Origin of the sequence: Agrobacterium tumefaciens (assembly GCA_025560025.1) — a bacterium.
Classification (GTDB): Bacteria; Pseudomonadota; Alphaproteobacteria; order Rhizobiales; family Rhizobiaceae; genus Agrobacterium.
Genome location: CP048485.1, coordinates 2,016,580 through 2,035,423, shown reverse-complemented (window position 1 = coordinate 2,035,423; position 18,844 = coordinate 2,016,580). Strand labels below are relative to the sequence as shown.

Genomic DNA, 18,844 nt, shown 5'->3' with positions numbered 1-18,844 from the left:
CTCCGCAAAAGACGGATAGTTTATGAATTTCAGTTGTTTATAAAAATGCATTCTTCACATTTCCACTATTCGATACATTTGTATTTTAAAATTTGCAATAGCATCGATCGTAAAAATATGGCATCAGAGCGCGGTAGGGGGAGGAATGGTAAAAGATGCTTCCGAAGCGCAATTCCACAGATGAGATCGGCGTTCGTGCGGCATTCGCGCGCAAGATCGCCCGGCGCGCCGGTAGCAAGGCAAAGCGCCTTTTCTCCCATCCGAGGCGGTTGACCGCCCAGGTCAAAAGCTCGCCGCAGGATCTGGTCAGCGAGGCGGACCGGTCGGTCGAGGCCTATCTCCGGCACCAGATTTCCAGCCATTTTCCTGATGATGCGATTATCGGCGAGGAAAACGCCCCGACTGACGGCCGCTCCACTTTCAAATGGGTTATCGATCCGATCGATGGAACGATGGCCTTTCTGACGGGCCAACCCAACTGGACGGTTTCAATCGCCGTCCTGGAGGGAGACGAGCTTGTCGCCGGGGTCGTTTTTGCGCCGGTTCTCAAGGAAATCTACCATGCGATGCGGGGGCAGGGCGCCTGGCTCAATGGCCGGCAGCTCCTTATGCGGGACGACTGGACGATCGCCACGATCCCCGTTGGCTTCGGCGCGACGGAACGCGCGGACGCCGATCAGGCCGGAGAGTTCGTGACCAGGCTTTATCGTGAGGGTGGCGTGATTTTCCGTGTCGGCTCCGGTGCATTGATGCTCGCCTATGTCGCGGCCAGCCGCTTGTGCGGCTATTATGATCCACGTCTTTTCAGTTGGGACTGCATGGCGGGCCTGCTTCTTATCCGGGAGGCTGGAGGGCAGGCGGAATTTACCGGAACCCTTTTGGATCCGGGACCAATCTGGGCGGGAAATGCCCATGTTTTCGCCGATCTGAAGCGTATAAGCGAAGCCGCTGAGCCGGAGGCCGGGGCGAGGAGATAGTGTGCTGTCTGGTTGACGCGCCTTTCTCCACGCCGACTTTCCGCCTCCGGGACTATGGCGAATAGCCGGTTAGCCGGCACTCTGCGACATTCGCCACAACATGCTGTCGATCAGTCGATCGGGAAGCAGCCAGGTAAGAAACATAATCAATTTGGCACCGCCGCCGGTAGCATAGCGCGGGCGCGGATTGCGCGCCGCCACGACCTTGCCGATCGTCCGCGCAACGACTTCAGGCGGAGAGGCCATGCTTGAAGCGTCGGCGCTTTTCAGCATCGCGGCATGGCGTCGAGCATAGGGGCCGTAGGCCGTGACTCCTGATCGCGCAAGCAAGCTGTCGCGCGCGATTTCGTTCCATTCGCTGCGGATTGCGCCGGGTTCGATAACGATCACGCGAATGCCAAATGGTTTGAGTTCGAGCCGCATGCAATCGGAGAGCCCTTCCACCGCGAACTTGGTGGCGTGATACCAGCTGCCGAACGGCTCGCCGAGTTTGCCGCCGACCGAAGTGACATTGACGATCGTTCCAGACTTTTGCGCCCGCATGAGCGGAATGACGAGTTGGCTGAGCCGCGCCAGACCCATCAAGTTCACTTCGACCTGGCGGCGGCCCTCTCCCATCGGCACATCCTCAAGCGCGCCATAGCTACCATAGCCGGCATTGTTGACGAGCACGTCGAGCCGCCCGCCCGCAGCGCGTTCGACGTCCGCCACCGCAGCGACGATCGAGGCGTCGTCAGTGAGATCGAGCGGAACAAGTGTCACTCCCAAGGCTTCAAGCGGTTTCATCCGGTCGAGTCGCCGGGCGGCGGCGAATACCTTGTAGCCGTCTTTGACGAGCTGACGGGTCGTCGCTTCGCCGATTCCCGACGATGCGCCGGTCACAAGAGCAGTTTTCATGTCGATTTTTGACTCCTATTCAATAGAGCCGCACTCTATAAGGGTGGAGTATGGTCCATGGTCAATAGGTAATTTCGTCATGCTGATTTCGGAATTTGCGCGCGCGGCGGGAATGAGTGTCGATACCGTCCGCTTTTATGTGCGCCAGGGGCTGCTCCACCCGCAGACGGGTATGAAGGGGGGCGCCAATCCCTATCAGATATTCGACGCTGAACAGGTCAATGGCGCACGCGTCATTCGCCTGATGCAGAGCCTCGGCTTCTCGTTGAAAGAAATCGGCGGCATTGCCGACGAATATCATCGTGGCGATATAACGCCCGAGCGCGGGCGCGCGATCATGGCCAGCCAACTCGGCAAACTGGAGGCCAAGCGGGACGGGCTCGACACGATGATCGCCTATACGCGCGCAAAAATCGCCTGGATGGACGGCGGGAACAAGGGTCCGGAGCCCAAACTGGCTGGTTTCGATGCGTGCGGCGTCGATGCGACACAGCCGGTGACTTCGGCCGCCTCATGAGCCCGTTTGGATTCGGTTGCAGGCCACTTTCGCGACTTCATTGAGCGTAGAACGCGTCAATGGGCAGATTGTCCCATGTTGCGAAGGGCTGAAATGGCGCACCCGACAGGATTCGAACCTGTGACCTTTGGAATCGGAATCCAACACTCTATCCAGCTGAGCTACGGGTGCAGCGGTCACGCTTGAATCGCGTGCAGCGGTTGGTTCATACCCCAGCTTTCTTTTTGCATCAATGTCTAAAAATCAAAGATTTGCGAAAGGGTGCCTGTTTTTCTGCAGGGTGAGGGCGGGGCCTGTTTTGTGGTGGCGACATTGGTCGTTGTTAGAAAGTGGCGATGTGTTGTCTGACGTATTGCGTTTTTTGTGGAAAATTTTTTTCCCTTTTAAGTAGTATGTTATCGCCGAATCCGGCGGCGCTTTCGGCGCGGTCGTGCGCAGGTGGCCGAATTGATGCAATGCCTTTGAAACAAGGCGGGTGAAATGCATTCAGCCCCTTAAAATCGGCGGGTAAATAGTCATACTTTTCTTATTCGCGAGATGTTGATCTGCTGGCAGAGTTCGGTTATCCGGGGATTAACTGTCAAATTATTATACAATATTAGTATCATCTACATTTATTTGGGATACAGTTTCGCAACATTGTCGGTTATGATTTCGGCAGGGTAAAGGAACGAATCAGGCGGGGGATCGGATGGCTTTGCGATTGGCACATAGCAACGGGCCGCGGGCGGAAAAGGCTGAAAGCGGTGGCACGGAGGCGGCGCATCCTGCGGCAATCGACTATGGGTTGCTGACGACTGCGATCGGTTATCATTTGCGGCACTCTCAACTTGCCGTGGCAAACGGGTTCTCCGATGTGCTGGCGGAACTGGGATTGCGGCCGGCCGATTTTTCCGTTCTCGTCATCGTTGGCGGCAATCCGGGGCTCAAGCAGAGCGATGTCGCCGAAGCGCTTGGCATCCAGCGTGCCAACTTTGTCGCGATTGTTGACAGCATGGAAGAGAAGAAGCTGCTTGTCCGCCGCAGATCGGAAGAGGACAGGCGCGTTCATTTTCTCGATATGACAGATGAAGGCGGTCGCCTTCTTGACCGCCTGTCTGACGCATGGCGGGACCGTGAGGAAAAGCTGATCGACCGGATTGGCGGCAAGAAAGCCCGTGACCAGTTGCTGGCGCTGCTCGGACGCCTGCGGGACTAAAACATCGATCACGCGACGCAGTTGGCAATCACGGAGTGTGCCTCGCACAGTGCCGTCTTTGGGCCGTTTCTGACCTGTTGCGGCTTTCGGCGCCAGGCCAATCTTCAGCTTTCACGACAGCCTGATCGGCTGCGGATTGATTTACATTGCAATTTGCCTGTGAAACGGCCAAGACGCACTAGCCTGTCTGCGCCCTGACGCGCCGCACGATGGCAATGCAATGTAACGTGATGGGAAGGCCCGGACGGGGGACGCCATGCTGAATATCGATACGAGCCATCCGCTTTATCGCCCGCTGTGGGTCAGGCTGCTGATCGTCGGCTTTTGTGCGGCATGGGCCGTCATCGAATTCGTCAATCGCGAGTTTTTCTGGGGAACGATCGTCGGCGGCGTTGCGGCCTATGCGGCCTATGAGCTGTTGGTGAAGTTCAAACCAGCGAATAGCAGCGATGTCAGCAAGGATGACGCAGGGAAGGCTGCATCGGATGATGCCGCCGAAAGCGCGCCGGCGGAGAGGAACGATGCCGGCTGAGACACTCCTTATCTCTGGCCTGCACATTTCCGGGGCCTGACGCGGGATATTTTTACCGGAAATGCGCCCGCGTCCGCAGCATTCGGATCGCCTGGTCGATCAGGAGATTTGCCGCGGTCATGCGCAAGGTCGCATTGTGCCGGAATTCCGGCTTCACCCCATCGGGATGATTGAGCCGGGCAAAAGCGCGGCGTTTTTCCGCAAGTGTTGCTGCCGTATCGGTTTCATCGATTGCCAGCTCCACTGAGACGTCGGCGAGCGACGTCTTTTCGAGATAAGCCGGCATCGGCTCGGGCTCAGGCTCGCTTTCCGGCTCCGGTGGCGGAGCGGGATCCGGCAGAAAGGCGAGATAGGCGTCGAGATTGCCGTTTCCGGGTGGCGGCGCCTCAGGATGCGTGTCGGCGACGAAACCCGAACTGAAACCGGCGATGCGATGGCCGGCGGGCGGCGGCTGCTCCGCGCTTTCGTCTTCTTTTTCCTGTTTCAGTCTTTCGACGACCGACTGGAAGACGGATTGTCCGAAGAGCATGCGGCTTTTCCCTGCATCAGCCTGAATAAATCCGGCCTTATATAGAATGAAGTTGGCGTCTGGCTTGCCGCGTCAGATTCCAGTGAGTTTACGGCTTTCATCCAGAACCAGATCATAAAGCAGGCGGGCGCTGGGCGGCAAAACGCGGCCTTTGGTGGTGATGATGCTATAGGGCTTGACCACGAGTTCGAAGTCCGTCGGCAGGATGCGCGTGCGGCCGATATCGGCCTGCTGGCCCGTCACGAACTCGGCCATATCCTGGGCGATCGGCGCTATCGCATCGGTGTTGCAGATGAGGGCGAGCGTCAGGAGCATGGAGGGCGTGTTGATGATGTTGCGCGGCATGGCGACGCCATGGGTGAGAAACACGTCTTCCATCGTTCTGCGCAAGAGCGCGCCGGGCGGCTGGAACACCCAGTCATAGGCGGAAAGGTCATTGAGGGTAACGGGTTCGCTGCCAAGCAGGGGGTGGCCCTCACGCACCACCAGACAGGCGCGCTCTATGCCGATTTCATGGACGGAGAACAGGCCGGGATCGAAATCATCCGGAATGCGGCCAATGATGAAATCATGCCGTGCGACCAGCAGTTCACGGGCCAGCACGTTGCTGCTTTCCACCTGCACGTTGATCTCGATGCCGGGATAGGTGTCCATCGCCCGTTTTATGGCGGGAACAACGAGGCTGACGGCCGGTGCGGTGACGGAGCCAATATAGACCGATCCGCCGCTGCCGGATTTCATCTGGTTGAGTTCGCGGCTCGCCTCGCGCAGTTCCAGCAATATGGTACGGGCCCGGCGGGCCAGCGCCTCACCGAATTTCGTCAGCACCACGCCGCGCGAGGCTCTTTGACAGAGCGGGCTTTTGACGATCGCTTCCATTTCCGAGAGCATGCGCGACGCCGCCGGCTGCGTCATGTTCATTGCTGCCGCCGCCGCGCTGACCTGTCCGTGCTCCTCGATCATGACAAGCATGCGAAGATGGCTCATCTTCAATCCGGCACGCAGAAGCGGGTTGTCTTCAAAGACAAAAAGCGCGTCCGCTGTTTGCGGCTGCTCATACACTTTCTGGTTGTTCATGCGCGACCTCATACCCCTCTACGGTTATTGTATCGATTTAATATATCACAATTGATATATGTAAGCCGATATATTCTATTTGACAGTTATATGGATTCAGAACAATTTGCGAAATGCCGGGGAGGAGCGGCATCTGTTCCATTTCGCATCTGCGAGATTGGAGCGGGCTAAATGCGGCTTCTTCCTCTGACGGCATGAATTTCATGGTGCACCGCAGCAAGCGGCACCAGAGAAGGGTTCAAGGGAGAGAGTTAATGAAGTCCATTATTTCGCTGATGGCGGCTTGTGCCATCGGTGCTGCTTCCTTCGCAGCGCCGGCTTTTGCGCAGGACAAGGGTTCCGTCGGCATCGCCATGCCGACCAAGTCTTCCGCTCGCTGGATTGATGACGGCAACAACATCGTCAAGCAGCTGCAGGAAGCCGGTTACACCACCGACCTGCAATATGCCGACGACGATATTCCGAACCAGCTTTCCCAGATCGAAAACATGGTCACCAAGGGCGTCAAGGTCCTCGTGATCGCGTCGATCGACGGCACGACGCTGTCGGACGTTCTGAAGCAGGCTGGCCAGCAGGGCATCAAGGTCATCGCTTATGACCGCCTGATCCGCAACAGCGGCGACGTCAGCTACTACGCCACCTTCGACAACTTCCAGGTTGGCGTTCTGCAGGCGACTTCGATCGTCGACAAGCTTGGCCTGAAGGACGGCAAGGGTCCGTTCAACATCGAACTCTTCGGTGGTTCTCCGGACGACAACAACGCCTTCTTCTTCTATGACGGCGCGATGTCGGTTCTCCAGCCTTACATCGACAGCGGCAAGCTGGTCGTAAAGTCCGGCCAGACCGGCATGGACAAGGTCGGTACGCTGCGTTGGGATCCGGCAACGGCCCAGGCCCGTATGGATAACCTGCTGTCGGCCTATTACACCGACGCCAAGGTTGACGCCGTCCTGTCGCCTTACGACGGTCTGTCCATCGGCATCATCTCCTCGCTGAAGGGCGTTGGTTATGGCACGAAGGACCAGCCGCTGCCGGTCGTTTCCGGTCAGGACGCTGAAGTTCCTTCCGTCAAGTCGATCATTGCCGGCGAACAGTATTCCACCATCTTCAAGGACACCCGCGAACTCGCGAAGGTCACTGTTGGCATGGTCAACGCCGTTCTGCAGGGCAAGGAGCCCGAGGTAAACGACACCAAGACCTATGAAAATGGCGTCAAGGTCGTTCCGTCCTACCTGCTGAAGCCGGTTGCCGTGACCAAGGAGAACTACAAGCAGGTTCTCGTTGACGGTGGTTATTACAAAGAAGACCAGCTGAAATAAGCCTGAAGACACATGCGGGGATGACTTGGCGTCATCCCCGTTTTTCCATAAAAATAAAAACGCCGAAATTAATCGGGCGCTGGATTGCGATATGGCCAATACCATTCTCGAAATGCGGAACATCACCAAGACGTTTCCGGGCGTGAAAGCGCTTGAGAACGTCAACCTCAAGGTTAAAGAGGGTGAGATCCACGCACTCGTCGGTGAGAACGGCGCGGGAAAGTCGACCTTGATGAAGGTCCTTTCCGGTGTTTATCCCGCCGGCACCTATGAGGGCGAAATCCACTATGAAGGCGCAGTGCGGAATTTTCGCGCCATCAATGATAGCGAAGATATTGGTATCATCATCATTCACCAGGAACTGGCATTGGTGCCGCTCCTGTCGATTGCGGAAAACATCTTCCTCGGCAACGAGGTCGCCTCGAACGGCGTCATCAGCTGGCAGCAGACCTTCAACCGAACCCGCGAACTTTTAAAGAAGGTGGGCCTGAAGGAATCGCCGGAGACGCTGATTACCGATATCGGCGTCGGCAAGCAGCAGCTGGTGGAAATCGCCAAGGCGCTGTCGAAGAGCGTGAAGCTGCTCATCCTTGACGAGCCGACGGCTTCGCTGAACGAAAGCGATTCCGAGGCGCTGCTCAACCTGCTGATCGAATTCCGCAAGCAGGGCATGACCTCGATCATCATCACCCACAAGCTCAATGAAGTGCGCAAGGTGGCCGACCAGATCACCGTGTTGCGCGACGGCATGACGGTGAAGACGCTCGACTGTCATCAGGAAGAAATCAGCGAGGATGTCATCATCCGCAACATGGTGGGGCGCGATCTCGAGGATCGTTATCCGCCGCGCGACGTGCCGATCGGCGAGACCATTCTCGAAGTGAAGAACTGGAACGCCTATCACCAGCAGCACCGTGACCGTCAGGTTCTGCACGATATCAACGTTACCGTCCGCAAGGGCGAAGTCGTCGGCATCGCCGGGCTGATGGGCGCAGGGCGCACCGAATTTGCGATGAGCGTGTTCGGCAAGTCCTATGGCCACAAGATCAGCGGCGAAGTGCTGATCGACGGCAAGCCGGTCGATGTCAGCACCGTGCGCAAGGCCATCGATGCCGGTCTCGCCTATGTGACGGAAGACCGCAAACATCTCGGTCTCGTGCTCAACGACAACATCCTGCACAACACCACGCTTGCCAATCTGGCCGGCGTGTCGAATGCCAGCGTCATCGACGACATCAAGGAAATGAAGGTGGCGAGCGATTTTCGCACACGCCTTCGCATCCGCTCCTCGGGCATCTTCCAGGAAACGGTCAACCTCTCGGGCGGCAACCAGCAGAAGGTCGTGCTCTCCAAATGGCTGTTCTCCAATCCCGACGTGCTGATCCTCGATGAACCGACCCGCGGTATCGATGTCGGCGCGAAATATGAAATCTACACCATCATCAACCAGCTCGCTGCCGACGGCAAAGGCGTTCTGATGATATCATCGGAAATGCCCGAACTGCTCGGCAATTGCGACCGCATCTACGTCATGAACGAAGGCCGTATCGTCGCTGAATTGCCGAAGGCAGAGGCGAGCCAGGAAAGCATCATGCGCGCTATCATGCGCTCAGGGGAGAAGAACTCATGAGTTCGGCAAACACAACAAGCGAAGAAAGTAACGTCATCTCGGTCGCGTCCTATATTCGCTCCAATATCCGCGAATATGGCATGTTGATCGCGCTCGTCGCCATCATGGTTTTCTTCCAGTTCTATACTGGCGGCATCCTGTTCCGTCCGGTCAACCTGACAAACCTCATCCTGCAGAACTCGTTCATCGTCATCATGGCGCTTGGCATGCTGCTCGTCATTGTGGCAGGCCATATCGACCTTTCGGTCGGTTCCATCGTCGCCTTCGTTGGCGCGATAGCGGCGATACTGACCGTGCAATGGGGCATGAACCCGTTTCTGGCGGCGCTGATTTGTCTCGTCATTGGCGGCATCATCGGTGCGGCCCAGGGTTACTGGATCGCTTACCACCGCATTCCCTCGTTCATCGTGACGCTGGCGGGTATGCTGGTGTTCCGCGGCCTGACACTCTTCGTGCTCGGCGGCAAGAACATCGGTCCGTTCCCGACCGATTTCCAGATCATCAGCACCGGCTTCCTGCCCGATATCGGCGGTATCGAAGGTCTCAACACCACGTCGATGATCCTGACGGTGCTGATCACGGTCGTGCTGTTCTATCTCGCATGGCGTCGTCGCGTCGTGAACGTGAAGCACGGCATCGATGTCGAGCCCTTCGGCTTCTTCATCGGCCAGAATATTCTGATCGCCGCTGCCATTCTGTTCCTCGGTTACCAGCTGTCGACCTATCGCGGCCTGCCCAACGTGCTGATCGTGATGCTGGTGCTGATCGCGCTCTACAGCTTCGTAACGCGCCGCACGACCATTGGCCGCCGCGTTTACGCCATGGGCGGCAATGAGAAGGCGACCAAGCTTTCCGGTATCAACACCGAACGCCTGAGCTTCCTCACCTTCGTCAACATGGGCGTGCTGGCCGGTCTCGCCGGCATGATCATCGCGACACGCCTCAACTCGGCGACGCCGAAGGCGGGTGTGGGCTTCGAGCTTGACGTTATCGCGGCCTGCTTCATCGGCGGCGCTTCGGCATCCGGCGGCGTGGGCAAGATCACTGGTGCGGTCATCGGCGCCTTCATCATGGGCGTCATGAACAACGGCATGTCGATCGTCGGCCTCGGCATCGACTTCCAGCAGATGGTCAAGGGCCTCGTGCTGCTCGCCGCCGTGTTCTTCGACGTCTACAACAAGAACAAGGGCTGATCGCCCAACCCACATGGCAAGTCAAAAAAGTGGCCGGTTTCCGGCCACTTTCATAAGGTGCAGGCGCAATCGCCGAAGAAGATAAGGCGCGTGGCGCCAGAGGAAGGAAATCCCGTGCTCATTTCACAGATCAAGGATTCTAGCGGCGCGATCGTCGTGGCCGTTCGCGAAGAGGGCGGCGAAGCGCGCGCCGTCAAGGGTGCCCAGTCGGTTTACGCCCTCGCCATGGAAGCCGCCAATGGCGGCAAGAGCCTTGCCGATGTCATTTCCGCCCATGGTCTCGGCGATGCCGTCGATCTCGAAAAGGCCTATGCCGAAGGCCGTTTCCTGCCGCCGATCACCCATCCCGATCCGGCGCATCTGCATCTGACCGGCACGGGCCTCACCCATCTGGGCTCCGCCGCGACCCGCGACAGCATGCATAAGAAGACCACGGAAGCCGCCGAAGAAAGCCTGACAGACTCCATGAAGATGTTCCGCATGGGTCTCGAAAACGGCAAGCCGAAGGCTGGCGAAAAGGGCGTTCAGCCCGAATGGTTCTACAAGGGCAACGGCCACGTGGCGGCAGCGCCCGGTGCCGCGCTCACCTCTCCGTCCTTTGCGCTCGATGGCGGCGAAGAGCCGGAAATGGCCGGCATCTACGTGATCTCCGACGAGGGCGAAGCGGTGCGTATCGGCTTTGCCGTCTCCAACGAATTTTCCGATCACGTCACCGAGCGGATCAATTACCTCTACCTCGCCCATTCCAAGCTGCGCCCGGCAAGCTTCGGCCCGGAAATCCGCGTCGGCGCCCCGCCGTCGGATATTCGCGGCACGTCGCGCATCCGTCGCGGCGACAAGGTCATCTTCGAAAAGCCCTTCGTTTCGGGTGAGGACAACATGTCCCACACCTTTGCGAATCTCGAATATCACCACTTCAAATACGGCCTGTTCCGCGCGCCGGGCGACGTGCATGTGCACATGTTCGGCACGGCCACACTCTCCTTTGCCGATGGTATCAAGCCGGAAGCGGGCGATGTGTTCGAGATCGAGGCCGCCGGTTTCGGCCTGCCGCTGAAGAACCCGCTTGCGGTGCAGGCGGAAGAAGAGATCGCCGTTCGGCAGATCTGATCTGCGGGTCGGGTGAAGTTGGTCGAGGAGGTGCCTTGCTCTCTCCCTCGGCGTCATCCTCGGGCTTGACCCGAGGATCCACAACTCGGCGTGACCATGGATCCTCGGGTCAAGCCCGAGGATGACGGAGGAGGGGTTTCAAGCTCCTCCATTGTCCCGTTACCGCCTGACGGCACGTAGAGATCAGACCCCCCACAGCTTTCCTTCACCGACCTCCACCGAATTACCCGCCGGGTCTCGGATATAGACGGAATAGCTGTCATTCGGCCAATGGTGATAGTGTTCGATGGCGATGCCTAGCTCTTCCAATCGCGCCTTCCAGCCGTCCACTTCCGCCTTGTCTTTCGCATAAAAACAGAAATGGCCTTGCCCGGCTGCGCCATGGCGCGGGATCGGATTGTCCGGCGTGGCCTTGCGTGATTGTTGCGGATCGAAGATCAGCAGCATCTGCCGGCCGCATTTGAAGAATACGAACTGCCCCGCTAGCCTGCGCACCACCTCCAGCCCGAAGACATCGCGGTAAAAGGCCTCGGCGGCGTCGAGATCATCCGCGTAGATCGCGGTTTCCATAATGGCGGCTGGCGGGCGCATGGTTTCCTCCGGTCGTCCATGGGCTGTCCGGCGCGGACAGACGGCTTCAAGTTTTCGTGCTGTAGGTCAGCACGGTCAGATCGTGTTTGCCGACACCGCGTTCAAGGACGGTCCAGCCGCAATTGATATAGTAGGTTTCGAGATCGCGCTCACAGCACAGATAGCTGATGTGGTGACCGAGTTCGGCCGCCCTTTTCGTCGCGGCCTGCATCAGCGCCCGGGCGACGCCCGAGCGCCGGCGGTCTTCCTCCACCCAGAGGGCGGCGACCCATGGCAGATATTGCGGACGTTCTTCCAGATCGCAATTGATGAGGAAGGCGGAGCCAACGTAGCCGTTGTCATCATGGGCGACGAAGCCGGTTGGCAGGGCATGAGGATTGGTCATGTCCTTCAGATGTTCCGCAACATCGCCGACATGCAGGCCGCTATCCTGCCACCATGCCGTCCAGACCCGTTCAGCGATGATGGGCGCATGGGACTGGCAGTCCCGATAGTCGGAAATCCTGTACAAAATTGTCTCCCGGCCGTCTTCTCGCCCATGGGCTGAAGCCGGACCATGCCATGTAAATCAATGCCGTGATTTAACCGGTCGAGACGCGCTTTCGCAACCTGCGAGTTCCTGAAAAAAGGATCAGGATTTCGTTGCCGTGACATGCAGCCAGTCGGTCGGGACCTTGTCATACCCGCTGCCCTGCCGGGCTTCTATCTCCAGGCTTGTCCAGCCAAGCTGCCCGTACAGGTTTTCCAGCCAGGCTTTCGAAGGATAGTTGTAATAACGGCCGAAGGTGTCGCGGCCTTCCGCTTCTCCCGCCTTGAAGCTGGCGTAAAAAACGCCGCCCTGCTTCAGCGCCGCATGGATGCGGCCGATGATGCCGGGGAGGGCGGGGCGGGGCACGTGCAGCAGGCAGGCATTGGCCCAGATACCGTCATAACGGTCCCTGTCGCCAATATCCTCGAACAGCAATGTTTTGACGGGAATGCCAAGCCGGGCTTCCGCAGCCTTGGCGATATCGGGTGTTCCATCCGTCGGGTGGACGTCGAAACCCGAAGCCAGCATGAATTCGCTGTCCTGTCCGCCGCCGCATCCCAGTTCGAGGATACTTGCGCCAACCGGCAGGCGCGACAGAAACTGATCCAGATGAGGCCGGTCCGGCGCCTGTCCCCTTGATGTATAGGCGCCGGCATTATCGGTGTAAAAGCCGATGGTATCGTCGTCTCTGGCGGTCATTGTCTCAACTCTGCGACTGGCTCTGGCTTTGCGTTTCCTGCACCGTTACCGACACGCTCAGCGTTTCGCCGGCCGGACCGATGCGCATGCCTGATATCGGCGCGCAATCGCGGTAGCAGAGGCCGGAGGCGATGCGGACATAATGATCATCCGGGCAGATGTTGTTGGCGGCGTCGAAACCGACCCAGCCAAGTCCCTGAAGATGCACCTCGGCCCAGGCATGGGTGGCCGTCTGCTGCGCCACTTCGTCCATCATCAGATAACCGGAGACATAACGGGCGGGCAGGCCGATCAGCCGTGCGGCCGAAATCAGGATATGGGCGTGGTCCTGGCAGACGCCCTTGCCGGCCTCCAGTGCCGTTTCCGCCGTGGTTTCAGTGTCGGTCGAGCCCGGCACATATTGAACCTTGCGGTGAATATTTTCCATGAGGTCATGCAGGCGGGCAAGCTCGCTGTCACCGTTGCTGGTCTTTGCCATTTCGCGCACCAGTTTTCCCGGCTTGGTCAGCGGCGTCTCGCGCATGAAGAGCCACAGCGGCGCATTGCCGGTATGGGTACCGAACACGCCGGCCTTGTCCTCGGTGATGACGAGGCCGCTTGCCAGAACCTTGACCTTCCGTTGCGGGCCTTCCGTTTCCACCAGGGCAACCCGGTTGCCGAAATGATCGTCATAGGTCACTTCCACGGTCGCGCCATCGACCGAGACATCCCAGTCCTCAACCGTCTGGCACGGGCCGGTCTGCGGTGTCAGGCGCAGCCGCTGCAATGCATAGGGCATCGGCTCGTCATAGACATATTCCGTCGTATGGGTGATTTTCAGACGCATAAGATGTCCCCGTCCACGCGCTTACTGATAAAAGCGGTAGCCTTCCACGATTTCCTGGCCCAACTGACCGTTGCGGTTGACAAATCTCTCCAGAAACTCGTGCAGACCTTCATCCATGACACGGCCGATGGTCGTTTTGCGCAGACTGTCGCGAATGCTTTCGGCCGTCTCATGCGCCTTGTGCCTTTCGCCGTAATCCTCGGCGATGTAATTGAGGTTGCTGGCGATCTTTTCGTAGCAATAGGCGAGCGAGCGCGGCATGCGGCCGTTGAGAATAAGGAAATCGGCAATATTGGCCGGTTTGTATTCCGCATCATAGACCCAGCCATAGGAGCGGTGGGCCGAGACTGACCGCAGGATGGATTCCCACTGCGCATTGTCGAGCGAGGAGCCGACATGGGCCACCGCCGGCAGCAGCACGTAATATTTCACGTCCAGAATGCGGGCGGTATTGTCGGCACGCTCGATGAAGGTGCCGATGCGGGAGAAATTATAGAGATCGTTGCGCAGCATCGAACCATGGAAGGCGCCGCGCACCAGACCGGCGCGATGCTTGATGACATCGATGGTCTGCGGCAGTTCGGCATGGTTGAGCTTGCGGCCGAGAATGTTCTTCAGCTCGATCCAGAATTCATTGGTGGCTTCCCACGTTTCGCGCGTCAGCGCCGTGCGCACCATGCGGGCATTGTTTCGACCCGCCTCGATGCACGACATGACGCTGGAAGGGTTAGCCTTGTCCCGCAGGAGGTAATCGATTGCATTGGCCGCCGTTACCTTCTCGCGCGTTTCGAGAAAGGCTTCATGGACGCCCGCACTTTGTAACACGCCGTCCCAGTCCTCATCGCCGCTGCCTGAGCGCGTCAGTGAAACGCGCAGGCCCGCATCGATCAGCCGGGCGATGTTTTCAGCGCGCTCGATATACCGGAACATCCAGTAGAGCCCGTTTGCCGTTCTGCCCAGCATGGCTTAGTCCTCCAGTACCCAGGTATCCTTGGTGCCGCCGCCCTGGCTGGAATTGACCACCAGCGAGCCCTGCTTGAGGGCAACGCGGGTCAGTCCGCCGGGAATGATCTTCACCTTGTCTGAAACCAGCACATAGGGACGCAGATCGACATGGCGCGGCGCGATGCCGTTCTTCACCATGATCGGCACGGTGGAAAGCGAAAGCGTCGGCTGCGCAATGTAGTTGGAGGGGCGGGCTTTCAGCTTGTCTGCAAACAGCGCCCGTTCCTTTTTCGTCGCGGTGGGGCCGACCAGCATGCCGTAACCGCCTGAACCGTGAACTTCCTTGACGACGAGATCGGCAAGGTTGTCGAGAACGTATTTCAGGCTGTCCGGCTCCGAACAGCGCCAGGTCGGCACGTTTTCCAGGAGTGGCTTGCGGCCGGTATAGAATTCGACGATTTCGGGCATGTAGGAATAGATCGCCTTGTCATCGGAAATGCCGGTGCCGGGGGCATTGGCGATGGTGATGTTGCCGGCGCGGTAGACATCCATGATGCCGGGCACGCCGAGCGCCGAATCCGGACGGAAGGTCAGCGGATCGAGGAAGTCGTCGTCGACGCGACGGTAAAGCACGTCGATGGCCTCATAACCGCGGGTGGTGCGCATCTTGACCTTGCCGTCCATGACGCGCAGGTCGGAGCCTTCCACCAGTTCCACGCCCATCATGTCGGCGAGGAAGGAATGTTCGTAATAGGCGGAATTATAGATGCCGGGCGTCAATACCGCGACGCGCGGCTTGCCGGAACAGCCGGGCGGGGCGAGCGAGGCGAGCGACTGGCGCAGCAGATAGGGGTAGTCCTCCACCCGCCGTACGCGGTTTTCGTGGAAGAGTTCCGGGAACATCTGCATCATCGTTTCGCGGTTTTCCAGCATGTAGCTGACACCGGACGGTGTGCGGGCATTGTCTTCCAGAACATAGAACTGGTCTTCGCCGGTGCGGACAATATCCGTGCCGACAATATGGGTGTAGACGCCACCGGGTGGGGTGAAGCCGATCATTTCCGGCAGGAAGGCTTCGTTTTTCTCGATGATTTCGCGGGGAATGCGTCCGGCGCGAATAATTTCCTGCTTGTGGTAGATATCGTCGAGGAAAGCGTTGAGAGCGAGAACCCGCTGTTCGATACCCTGGGCCAGTTTGCGCCACTCACGGCCGGAAATGATGCGCGGGATGATATCGAAGGGGATCAGTTTTTCTGAACTGTCGGCATGGCCATAGACTGCGAAAGTAATGCCGGTTTTTCGAAAGATGTTTTCCGCGTCTTTTGATTTCTGGATCAGGTGTGCCCTGTCCTGCCGGCTGTACCACTCGTTATAGTTTTCATATGGGCTTCGCGGCGTTTCGTCCGCATTTATCATTTCGTCAAATGCCAACTTCGATGTCCCCTTTTTTACCATATGAATACAACGCCAAATGCAATGCAAGAACTATGCGGAGGCCGTCGTGAAGATTTTTCAGCGCCCTAGAGTTTTAAAAAAGAAGCGTTTTTTGAGTTTCAGCCTATAAATGCGGCATCGGCAAATTGGTTGCGCGGCGTGGCGGGGCGTAACCGGGTGGTGGCGTTGTGCGCGCCATGGGCGAATGCATAAATTTTGTTCGTTCGCTTTCGGTTGATGGCTTGCTGGAGCTGCATCAGAAAATCTGAAAGATGGCATCACGAAAAGGCCTTTGACCTTTTGCGGAGGTGAAGATATCGCCTTGCAGAGACGGCTCCGGTTTCTCCGCGGGGTGTTTGCCCGGCACCCGGCCCGCTCATTTTCCGGTTTGCCGAAGCCGCAGAAGTATCAATTCTCCGCATGTCTTATCGTCCGGGCCATGTCCGGTGACCATGTCATGCGGCACAGGGGATGTCCCATGTCGCTCGACCGTCTGGCTCCGGCCATCTTCGTCTTTCTGTGGTCGACCGGCTGGGTCACCGCCAAATATGCCGTCTATTATACCGGACCGCTGACGTTCCTCTGTCTGCGTTACATCCTGGCCGGTGCGCTGCTGTGGGGGATCTGCCGGCTCTCCTCCATTCCGTGGCCGGAGCGGCGGGCCGACGTTTTCCGGGCGATCCTGTCCGGCGTTTTCCTGCATGGCCTTTATCTCGGCATGATCTGGTGGGCGATAGGGCAGGGCGTGCCGGCGGCGATTGGCGGCATCATCGCCGGTTTGCAGCCGTTGATGACGGCGGTGGCCGCCCGTTACATGATCGGCGAAAAAATCTCGCCGCTGCAGAGGGCTGGCCTGCTTATCGGCTTTGCGGGCATCGCTATCGCGGTTCTCCCCAAAGTCATGGCGACGGGTGCGCTTGGCCTGTCGGTGCCGCTTTACGCGGTGGCGGTGAATGTGCTGGGCATGACGTCGGTGACCTATGGCACGCTCTACCAGAAGAAATACGTCCATGGCGGAAACATCATGGCGGTGGCCACACTGCAATATGTCGGCGCGCTTCTGGTGACGGTTCCCTTTGCGCTGCTGCTGGAGGATGGGCATGTGGACTGGAGCCTCGGGCTTGCCGCCACGCTTGCCTGGTCTGTCGGAGCTATCTCCATCGGCGCGGTGGCGCTGCTTCTTTACCTGATCCGGCGCGGGCAGGTCTCGCGGGCCGCCTCGTTGATCTATCTGGTGCCGCCGCTTGCGGCCGTGGAAGCCGCCCTGCTTTTCGGCGAAACGCTGACGCCGGCCATGATTGCCGGCACGGTTCTGGCGGTGACGGGGGTTTACCTCGCCAATCGCAAGCCTGCCGCAGCGGTTGCGGTACGTTAATTACCACAACCTCATATTAGGGGTTTGTTAACCATAAAATTATACCTCTCGTTAATCTAGAGATTTGGCGGGGGTTACATGTCTATTTCACGTCGTGGTGTTCTGTTCGGATTGCCGCTGTTTCTGGCCGGCTGCGCCAATACCGGCATCGGCCAGCAGAGGCTGAATTATGGGGCGAAGCCGGAGGAGAAATTCCCGCTTCCCGCCATGCATCTGGACAAGGTCAAGCCGGAGCTGCGCCGGCAGGAAGTCACCTATGACACTGCGCATCCGGCCGGAACGGTGGTTGTGGATACGCCGGCGCGGCGGCTCTATTATGTGCTGGGGGATGGCCGGGCCATGCGTTACGGCGTGGGTGTCGGTCGTCAGGGTCTAGCGCTGAAGGGCGATGCCTATATCGGCCGCAAGGCGGAATGGCCCTCCTGGACGCCGACCGCGAACATGATGCGTCGTGATCCGCGCAACCTGAAATTTGCCGGCGGCATGGCGGGCGGCCCGAACAATCCGCTCGGCGCGCGTGCCCTTTATCTTTATCGCGGCGGCAACGACACGATGTTCCGTCTGCACGGCACCAACCAGCCGCAATCCATCGGCCACGCCATGTCGAGCGGCTGCATCCGCATGCTCAACCACGACATCATCGATCTCTACAGCCGTGTGCCGGTCGGCTCTAAGGTGGTTGTGTTGCAGGCTTGAGGGAGAGGCGGATTTTTCCGCCTTTGCCACACGAAAAAATGTCTGAAGCCCTGAGTTGATTTTTCCGGATCGATGTGAGTTTTATACGGTGAAATCAACTATTTGTTGAAAATCGACTTTTGCTTATTTTAGGTAGTCCTGCAATATCGGAAACGTGATTTCCGCTCTTCGGGACGTGTATCCATAAACGTGCCAGCGCGCTCTGACAGGCGCTTCATCACTTCAACGGGGACACATCAACATGGCAGCTTTCGACAATCTCTCCCGCTACCGACCTTACGCCCTTGCGGCGCTGCGCATCATCGCGGCGCTGCTTTTCATCGAGCACGGAACACAGAAGCTCTTCGGCTTCCCGGCATCGCAGATGCAGGGTTCGCTGCCGACAATGCTGTTGGTGGCGGCGCTTCTGGAACTCGTCGGCGGCATTCTCGTGCTGATCGGCCTGTTCACGCGTCCGGTCGCCTTCATTCTTTCCGGCCAGATGGCTGTCGCCTATTTCATGGCGCATGCGCCAAGCAGCTTTTTCCCGGCCCTGAACGGCGGTGACGCTGCCATCCTGTTCTGCTTTGTCTTCCTTTATCTGGTCTTTGCCGGTCCGGGCGCTTTCTCGGCGGATGAACGCCGGGCCTGATCTGCGACCATTGTTCACCGGTCTCTTTTACCAAAGCCCCGCATGGTGATGGCCATGCGGGGTTTCATGTTTTCAAAGGGTGAAAACTTCGGCCGTCGCCGAAGCATAGATGGTTGTTTTCGGAGTAGGAACGGTTCAT

Annotated in this window: 21 protein-coding genes and 1 tRNA gene; 11 read left to right on the top strand and 11 right to left on the bottom strand. The window is 58.4% G+C overall.

Going from position 1 to position 18,844, the window contains the following annotated elements; genetic code table 11:
• The first annotated feature begins 155 nt into the window (after positions 1-155).
• Positions 156-977: an inositol monophosphatase gene (locus tag FY152_09990; GenBank protein ID UXS32402.1), complete on the top strand. Its 822-nt coding sequence runs from the start codon at positions 156-158 to the stop codon at positions 975-977.
• Positions 978-1,046: 69 nt separating this feature from the next.
• Here the strand turns inward: FY152_09990 and FY152_09985 are convergent, their stop codons facing one another.
• Positions 1,047-1,874, bottom strand: coding sequence for an SDR family NAD(P)-dependent oxidoreductase (locus FY152_09985; GenBank protein ID UXS32401.1), 828 nt, complete (start codon positions 1,872-1,874; stop codon positions 1,047-1,049).
• 79 nt (positions 1,875-1,953) lie between these two features.
• Between FY152_09985 and FY152_09980 the strand changes: the two genes are divergently transcribed.
• Complete coding sequence (locus FY152_09980) at positions 1,954-2,391, top strand: MerR family transcriptional regulator (GenBank protein UXS32400.1); 438 nt, start codon at positions 1,954-1,956, stop codon at positions 2,389-2,391.
• A 94-nt stretch (positions 2,392-2,485) separates the two neighbouring features.
• Here FY152_09980 and FY152_09975 read toward each other — a convergent pair.
• Together FY152_09975 and FY152_09970 are read right to left on the bottom strand one after the other, a co-directional pair.
• Positions 2,486-2,562, bottom strand: a tRNA-Arg gene (locus tag FY152_09975).
• Between the two features lie 72 nt (positions 2,563-2,634).
• Positions 2,635-2,877, bottom strand: coding sequence for a hypothetical protein (locus tag FY152_09970; protein UXS32399.1), 243 nt, complete (start codon positions 2,875-2,877; stop codon positions 2,635-2,637).
• Between the two features lie 205 nt (positions 2,878-3,082).
• Between FY152_09970 and FY152_09965 the strand changes: the two genes are divergently transcribed.
• Both FY152_09965 and FY152_09960 read left to right on the top strand, forming a co-directional pair.
• Positions 3,083-3,589 (top strand): winged helix-turn-helix transcriptional regulator, encoded by a 507-nt coding sequence (locus tag FY152_09965; protein ID UXS32398.1) that lies wholly within the window; start codon positions 3,083-3,085, stop codon positions 3,587-3,589.
• A 256-nt stretch (positions 3,590-3,845) separates the two neighbouring features.
• Positions 3,846-4,121, top strand: a complete 276-nt coding sequence (locus tag FY152_09960; protein ID UXS32397.1) for a hypothetical protein — start codon at positions 3,846-3,848, stop codon at positions 4,119-4,121.
• A gap of 52 nt (positions 4,122-4,173) precedes the next feature.
• Here FY152_09960 and FY152_09955 read toward each other — a convergent pair whose 3' ends face one another.
• Both FY152_09955 and FY152_09950 read right to left on the bottom strand, forming a co-directional pair.
• Complete coding sequence (locus FY152_09955; GenBank protein UXS32396.1) at positions 4,174-4,650, bottom strand: hypothetical protein; 477 nt, start codon at positions 4,648-4,650, stop codon at positions 4,174-4,176.
• Positions 4,651-4,722: 72 nt separating this feature from the next.
• Positions 4,723-5,727: a LysR family transcriptional regulator gene (locus FY152_09950; protein UXS32395.1), complete on the bottom strand. Its 1,005-nt coding sequence runs from the start codon at positions 5,725-5,727 to the stop codon at positions 4,723-4,725.
• A 254-nt stretch (positions 5,728-5,981) separates the two neighbouring features.
• Here FY152_09950 and FY152_09945 point away from each other — a divergent pair, with 254 nt between their 5' ends.
• The 4 genes from FY152_09945 (at position 5,982) to FY152_09930 (ending at position 10,979) form a co-directional block, all read left to right on the top strand.
• On the top strand, positions 5,982-7,046 hold the full coding sequence (locus FY152_09945) for a sugar ABC transporter substrate-binding protein (protein ID UXS32394.1): 1,065 nt from the start codon (positions 5,982-5,984) through the stop codon (positions 7,044-7,046).
• A gap of 91 nt (positions 7,047-7,137) precedes the next feature.
• Positions 7,138-8,676, top strand: coding sequence for a sugar ABC transporter ATP-binding protein (locus tag FY152_09940; protein UXS32393.1), 1,539 nt, complete (start codon positions 7,138-7,140; stop codon positions 8,674-8,676).
• Positions 8,673-9,869, top strand: coding sequence for a sugar ABC transporter permease (locus FY152_09935; GenBank protein ID UXS32392.1), 1,197 nt, complete (start codon positions 8,673-8,675; stop codon positions 9,867-9,869). The genes FY152_09940 and FY152_09935 overlap by 4 nt, the downstream gene beginning before the upstream one ends.
• A 114-nt stretch (positions 9,870-9,983) precedes the next feature.
• Positions 9,984-10,979 (top strand): GguC protein, encoded by a 996-nt coding sequence (locus FY152_09930; GenBank protein ID UXS32391.1) that lies wholly within the window; start codon positions 9,984-9,986, stop codon positions 10,977-10,979.
• Positions 10,980-11,162: 183 nt separating this feature from the next.
• Here the strand turns inward: FY152_09930 and FY152_09925 are convergent, their stop codons facing one another.
• From FY152_09925 to FY152_09900, 6 genes are all read right to left on the bottom strand, one after another.
• Complete coding sequence (locus tag FY152_09925) at positions 11,163-11,570, bottom strand: lactoylglutathione lyase (GenBank protein UXS32390.1); 408 nt, start codon at positions 11,568-11,570, stop codon at positions 11,163-11,165.
• A gap of 46 nt (positions 11,571-11,616) precedes the next feature.
• Positions 11,617-12,081: a GNAT family N-acetyltransferase gene (locus tag FY152_09920; protein ID UXS32389.1), complete on the bottom strand. Its 465-nt coding sequence runs from the start codon at positions 12,079-12,081 to the stop codon at positions 11,617-11,619.
• Between the two features lie 120 nt (positions 12,082-12,201).
• Positions 12,202-12,798: a class I SAM-dependent methyltransferase gene (locus FY152_09915; GenBank protein UXS32388.1), complete on the bottom strand. Its 597-nt coding sequence runs from the start codon at positions 12,796-12,798 to the stop codon at positions 12,202-12,204.
• A 4-nt stretch (positions 12,799-12,802) separates the two neighbouring features.
• On the bottom strand, positions 12,803-13,624 hold the full coding sequence (locus FY152_09910; protein UXS32387.1) for a transglutaminase family protein: 822 nt from the start codon (positions 13,622-13,624) through the stop codon (positions 12,803-12,805).
• A 21-nt stretch (positions 13,625-13,645) separates the two neighbouring features.
• The gene (locus FY152_09905) at positions 13,646-14,587 is read right to left on the bottom strand and encodes an alpha-E domain-containing protein (protein ID UXS32386.1); all 942 of its coding nucleotides are present in this window, start codon (positions 14,585-14,587) and stop codon (positions 13,646-13,648) included.
• A 3-nt stretch (positions 14,588-14,590) separates the two neighbouring features.
• Positions 14,591-16,000 carry a circularly permuted type 2 ATP-grasp protein gene (locus FY152_09900; protein ID UXS32385.1) on the bottom strand — a complete coding sequence of 470 codons (1,410 nt, stop codon included), beginning with the start codon at positions 15,998-16,000 and terminating at the stop codon, positions 14,591-14,593.
• Positions 16,001-16,481: 481 nt separating this feature from the next.
• Between FY152_09900 and FY152_09895 the strand changes: the two genes are divergently transcribed.
• From FY152_09895 to FY152_09885, 3 genes are all read left to right on the top strand, one after another.
• Positions 16,482-17,378, top strand: a complete 897-nt coding sequence (locus FY152_09895; GenBank protein UXS32384.1) for a DMT family transporter — start codon at positions 16,482-16,484, stop codon at positions 17,376-17,378.
• Positions 17,379-17,456: 78 nt separating this feature from the next.
• A complete protein-coding gene (locus tag FY152_09890) occupies positions 17,457-18,074 on the top strand; it encodes a L,D-transpeptidase (GenBank protein ID UXS32383.1) in 618 nt (205 codons plus the stop codon).
• Positions 18,075-18,315: 241 nt separating this feature from the next.
• Positions 18,316-18,705, top strand: coding sequence for a DoxX family protein (locus FY152_09885; protein UXS32382.1), 390 nt, complete (start codon positions 18,316-18,318; stop codon positions 18,703-18,705).
• The last annotated feature ends 139 nt before the right edge of the window (positions 18,706-18,844 follow it).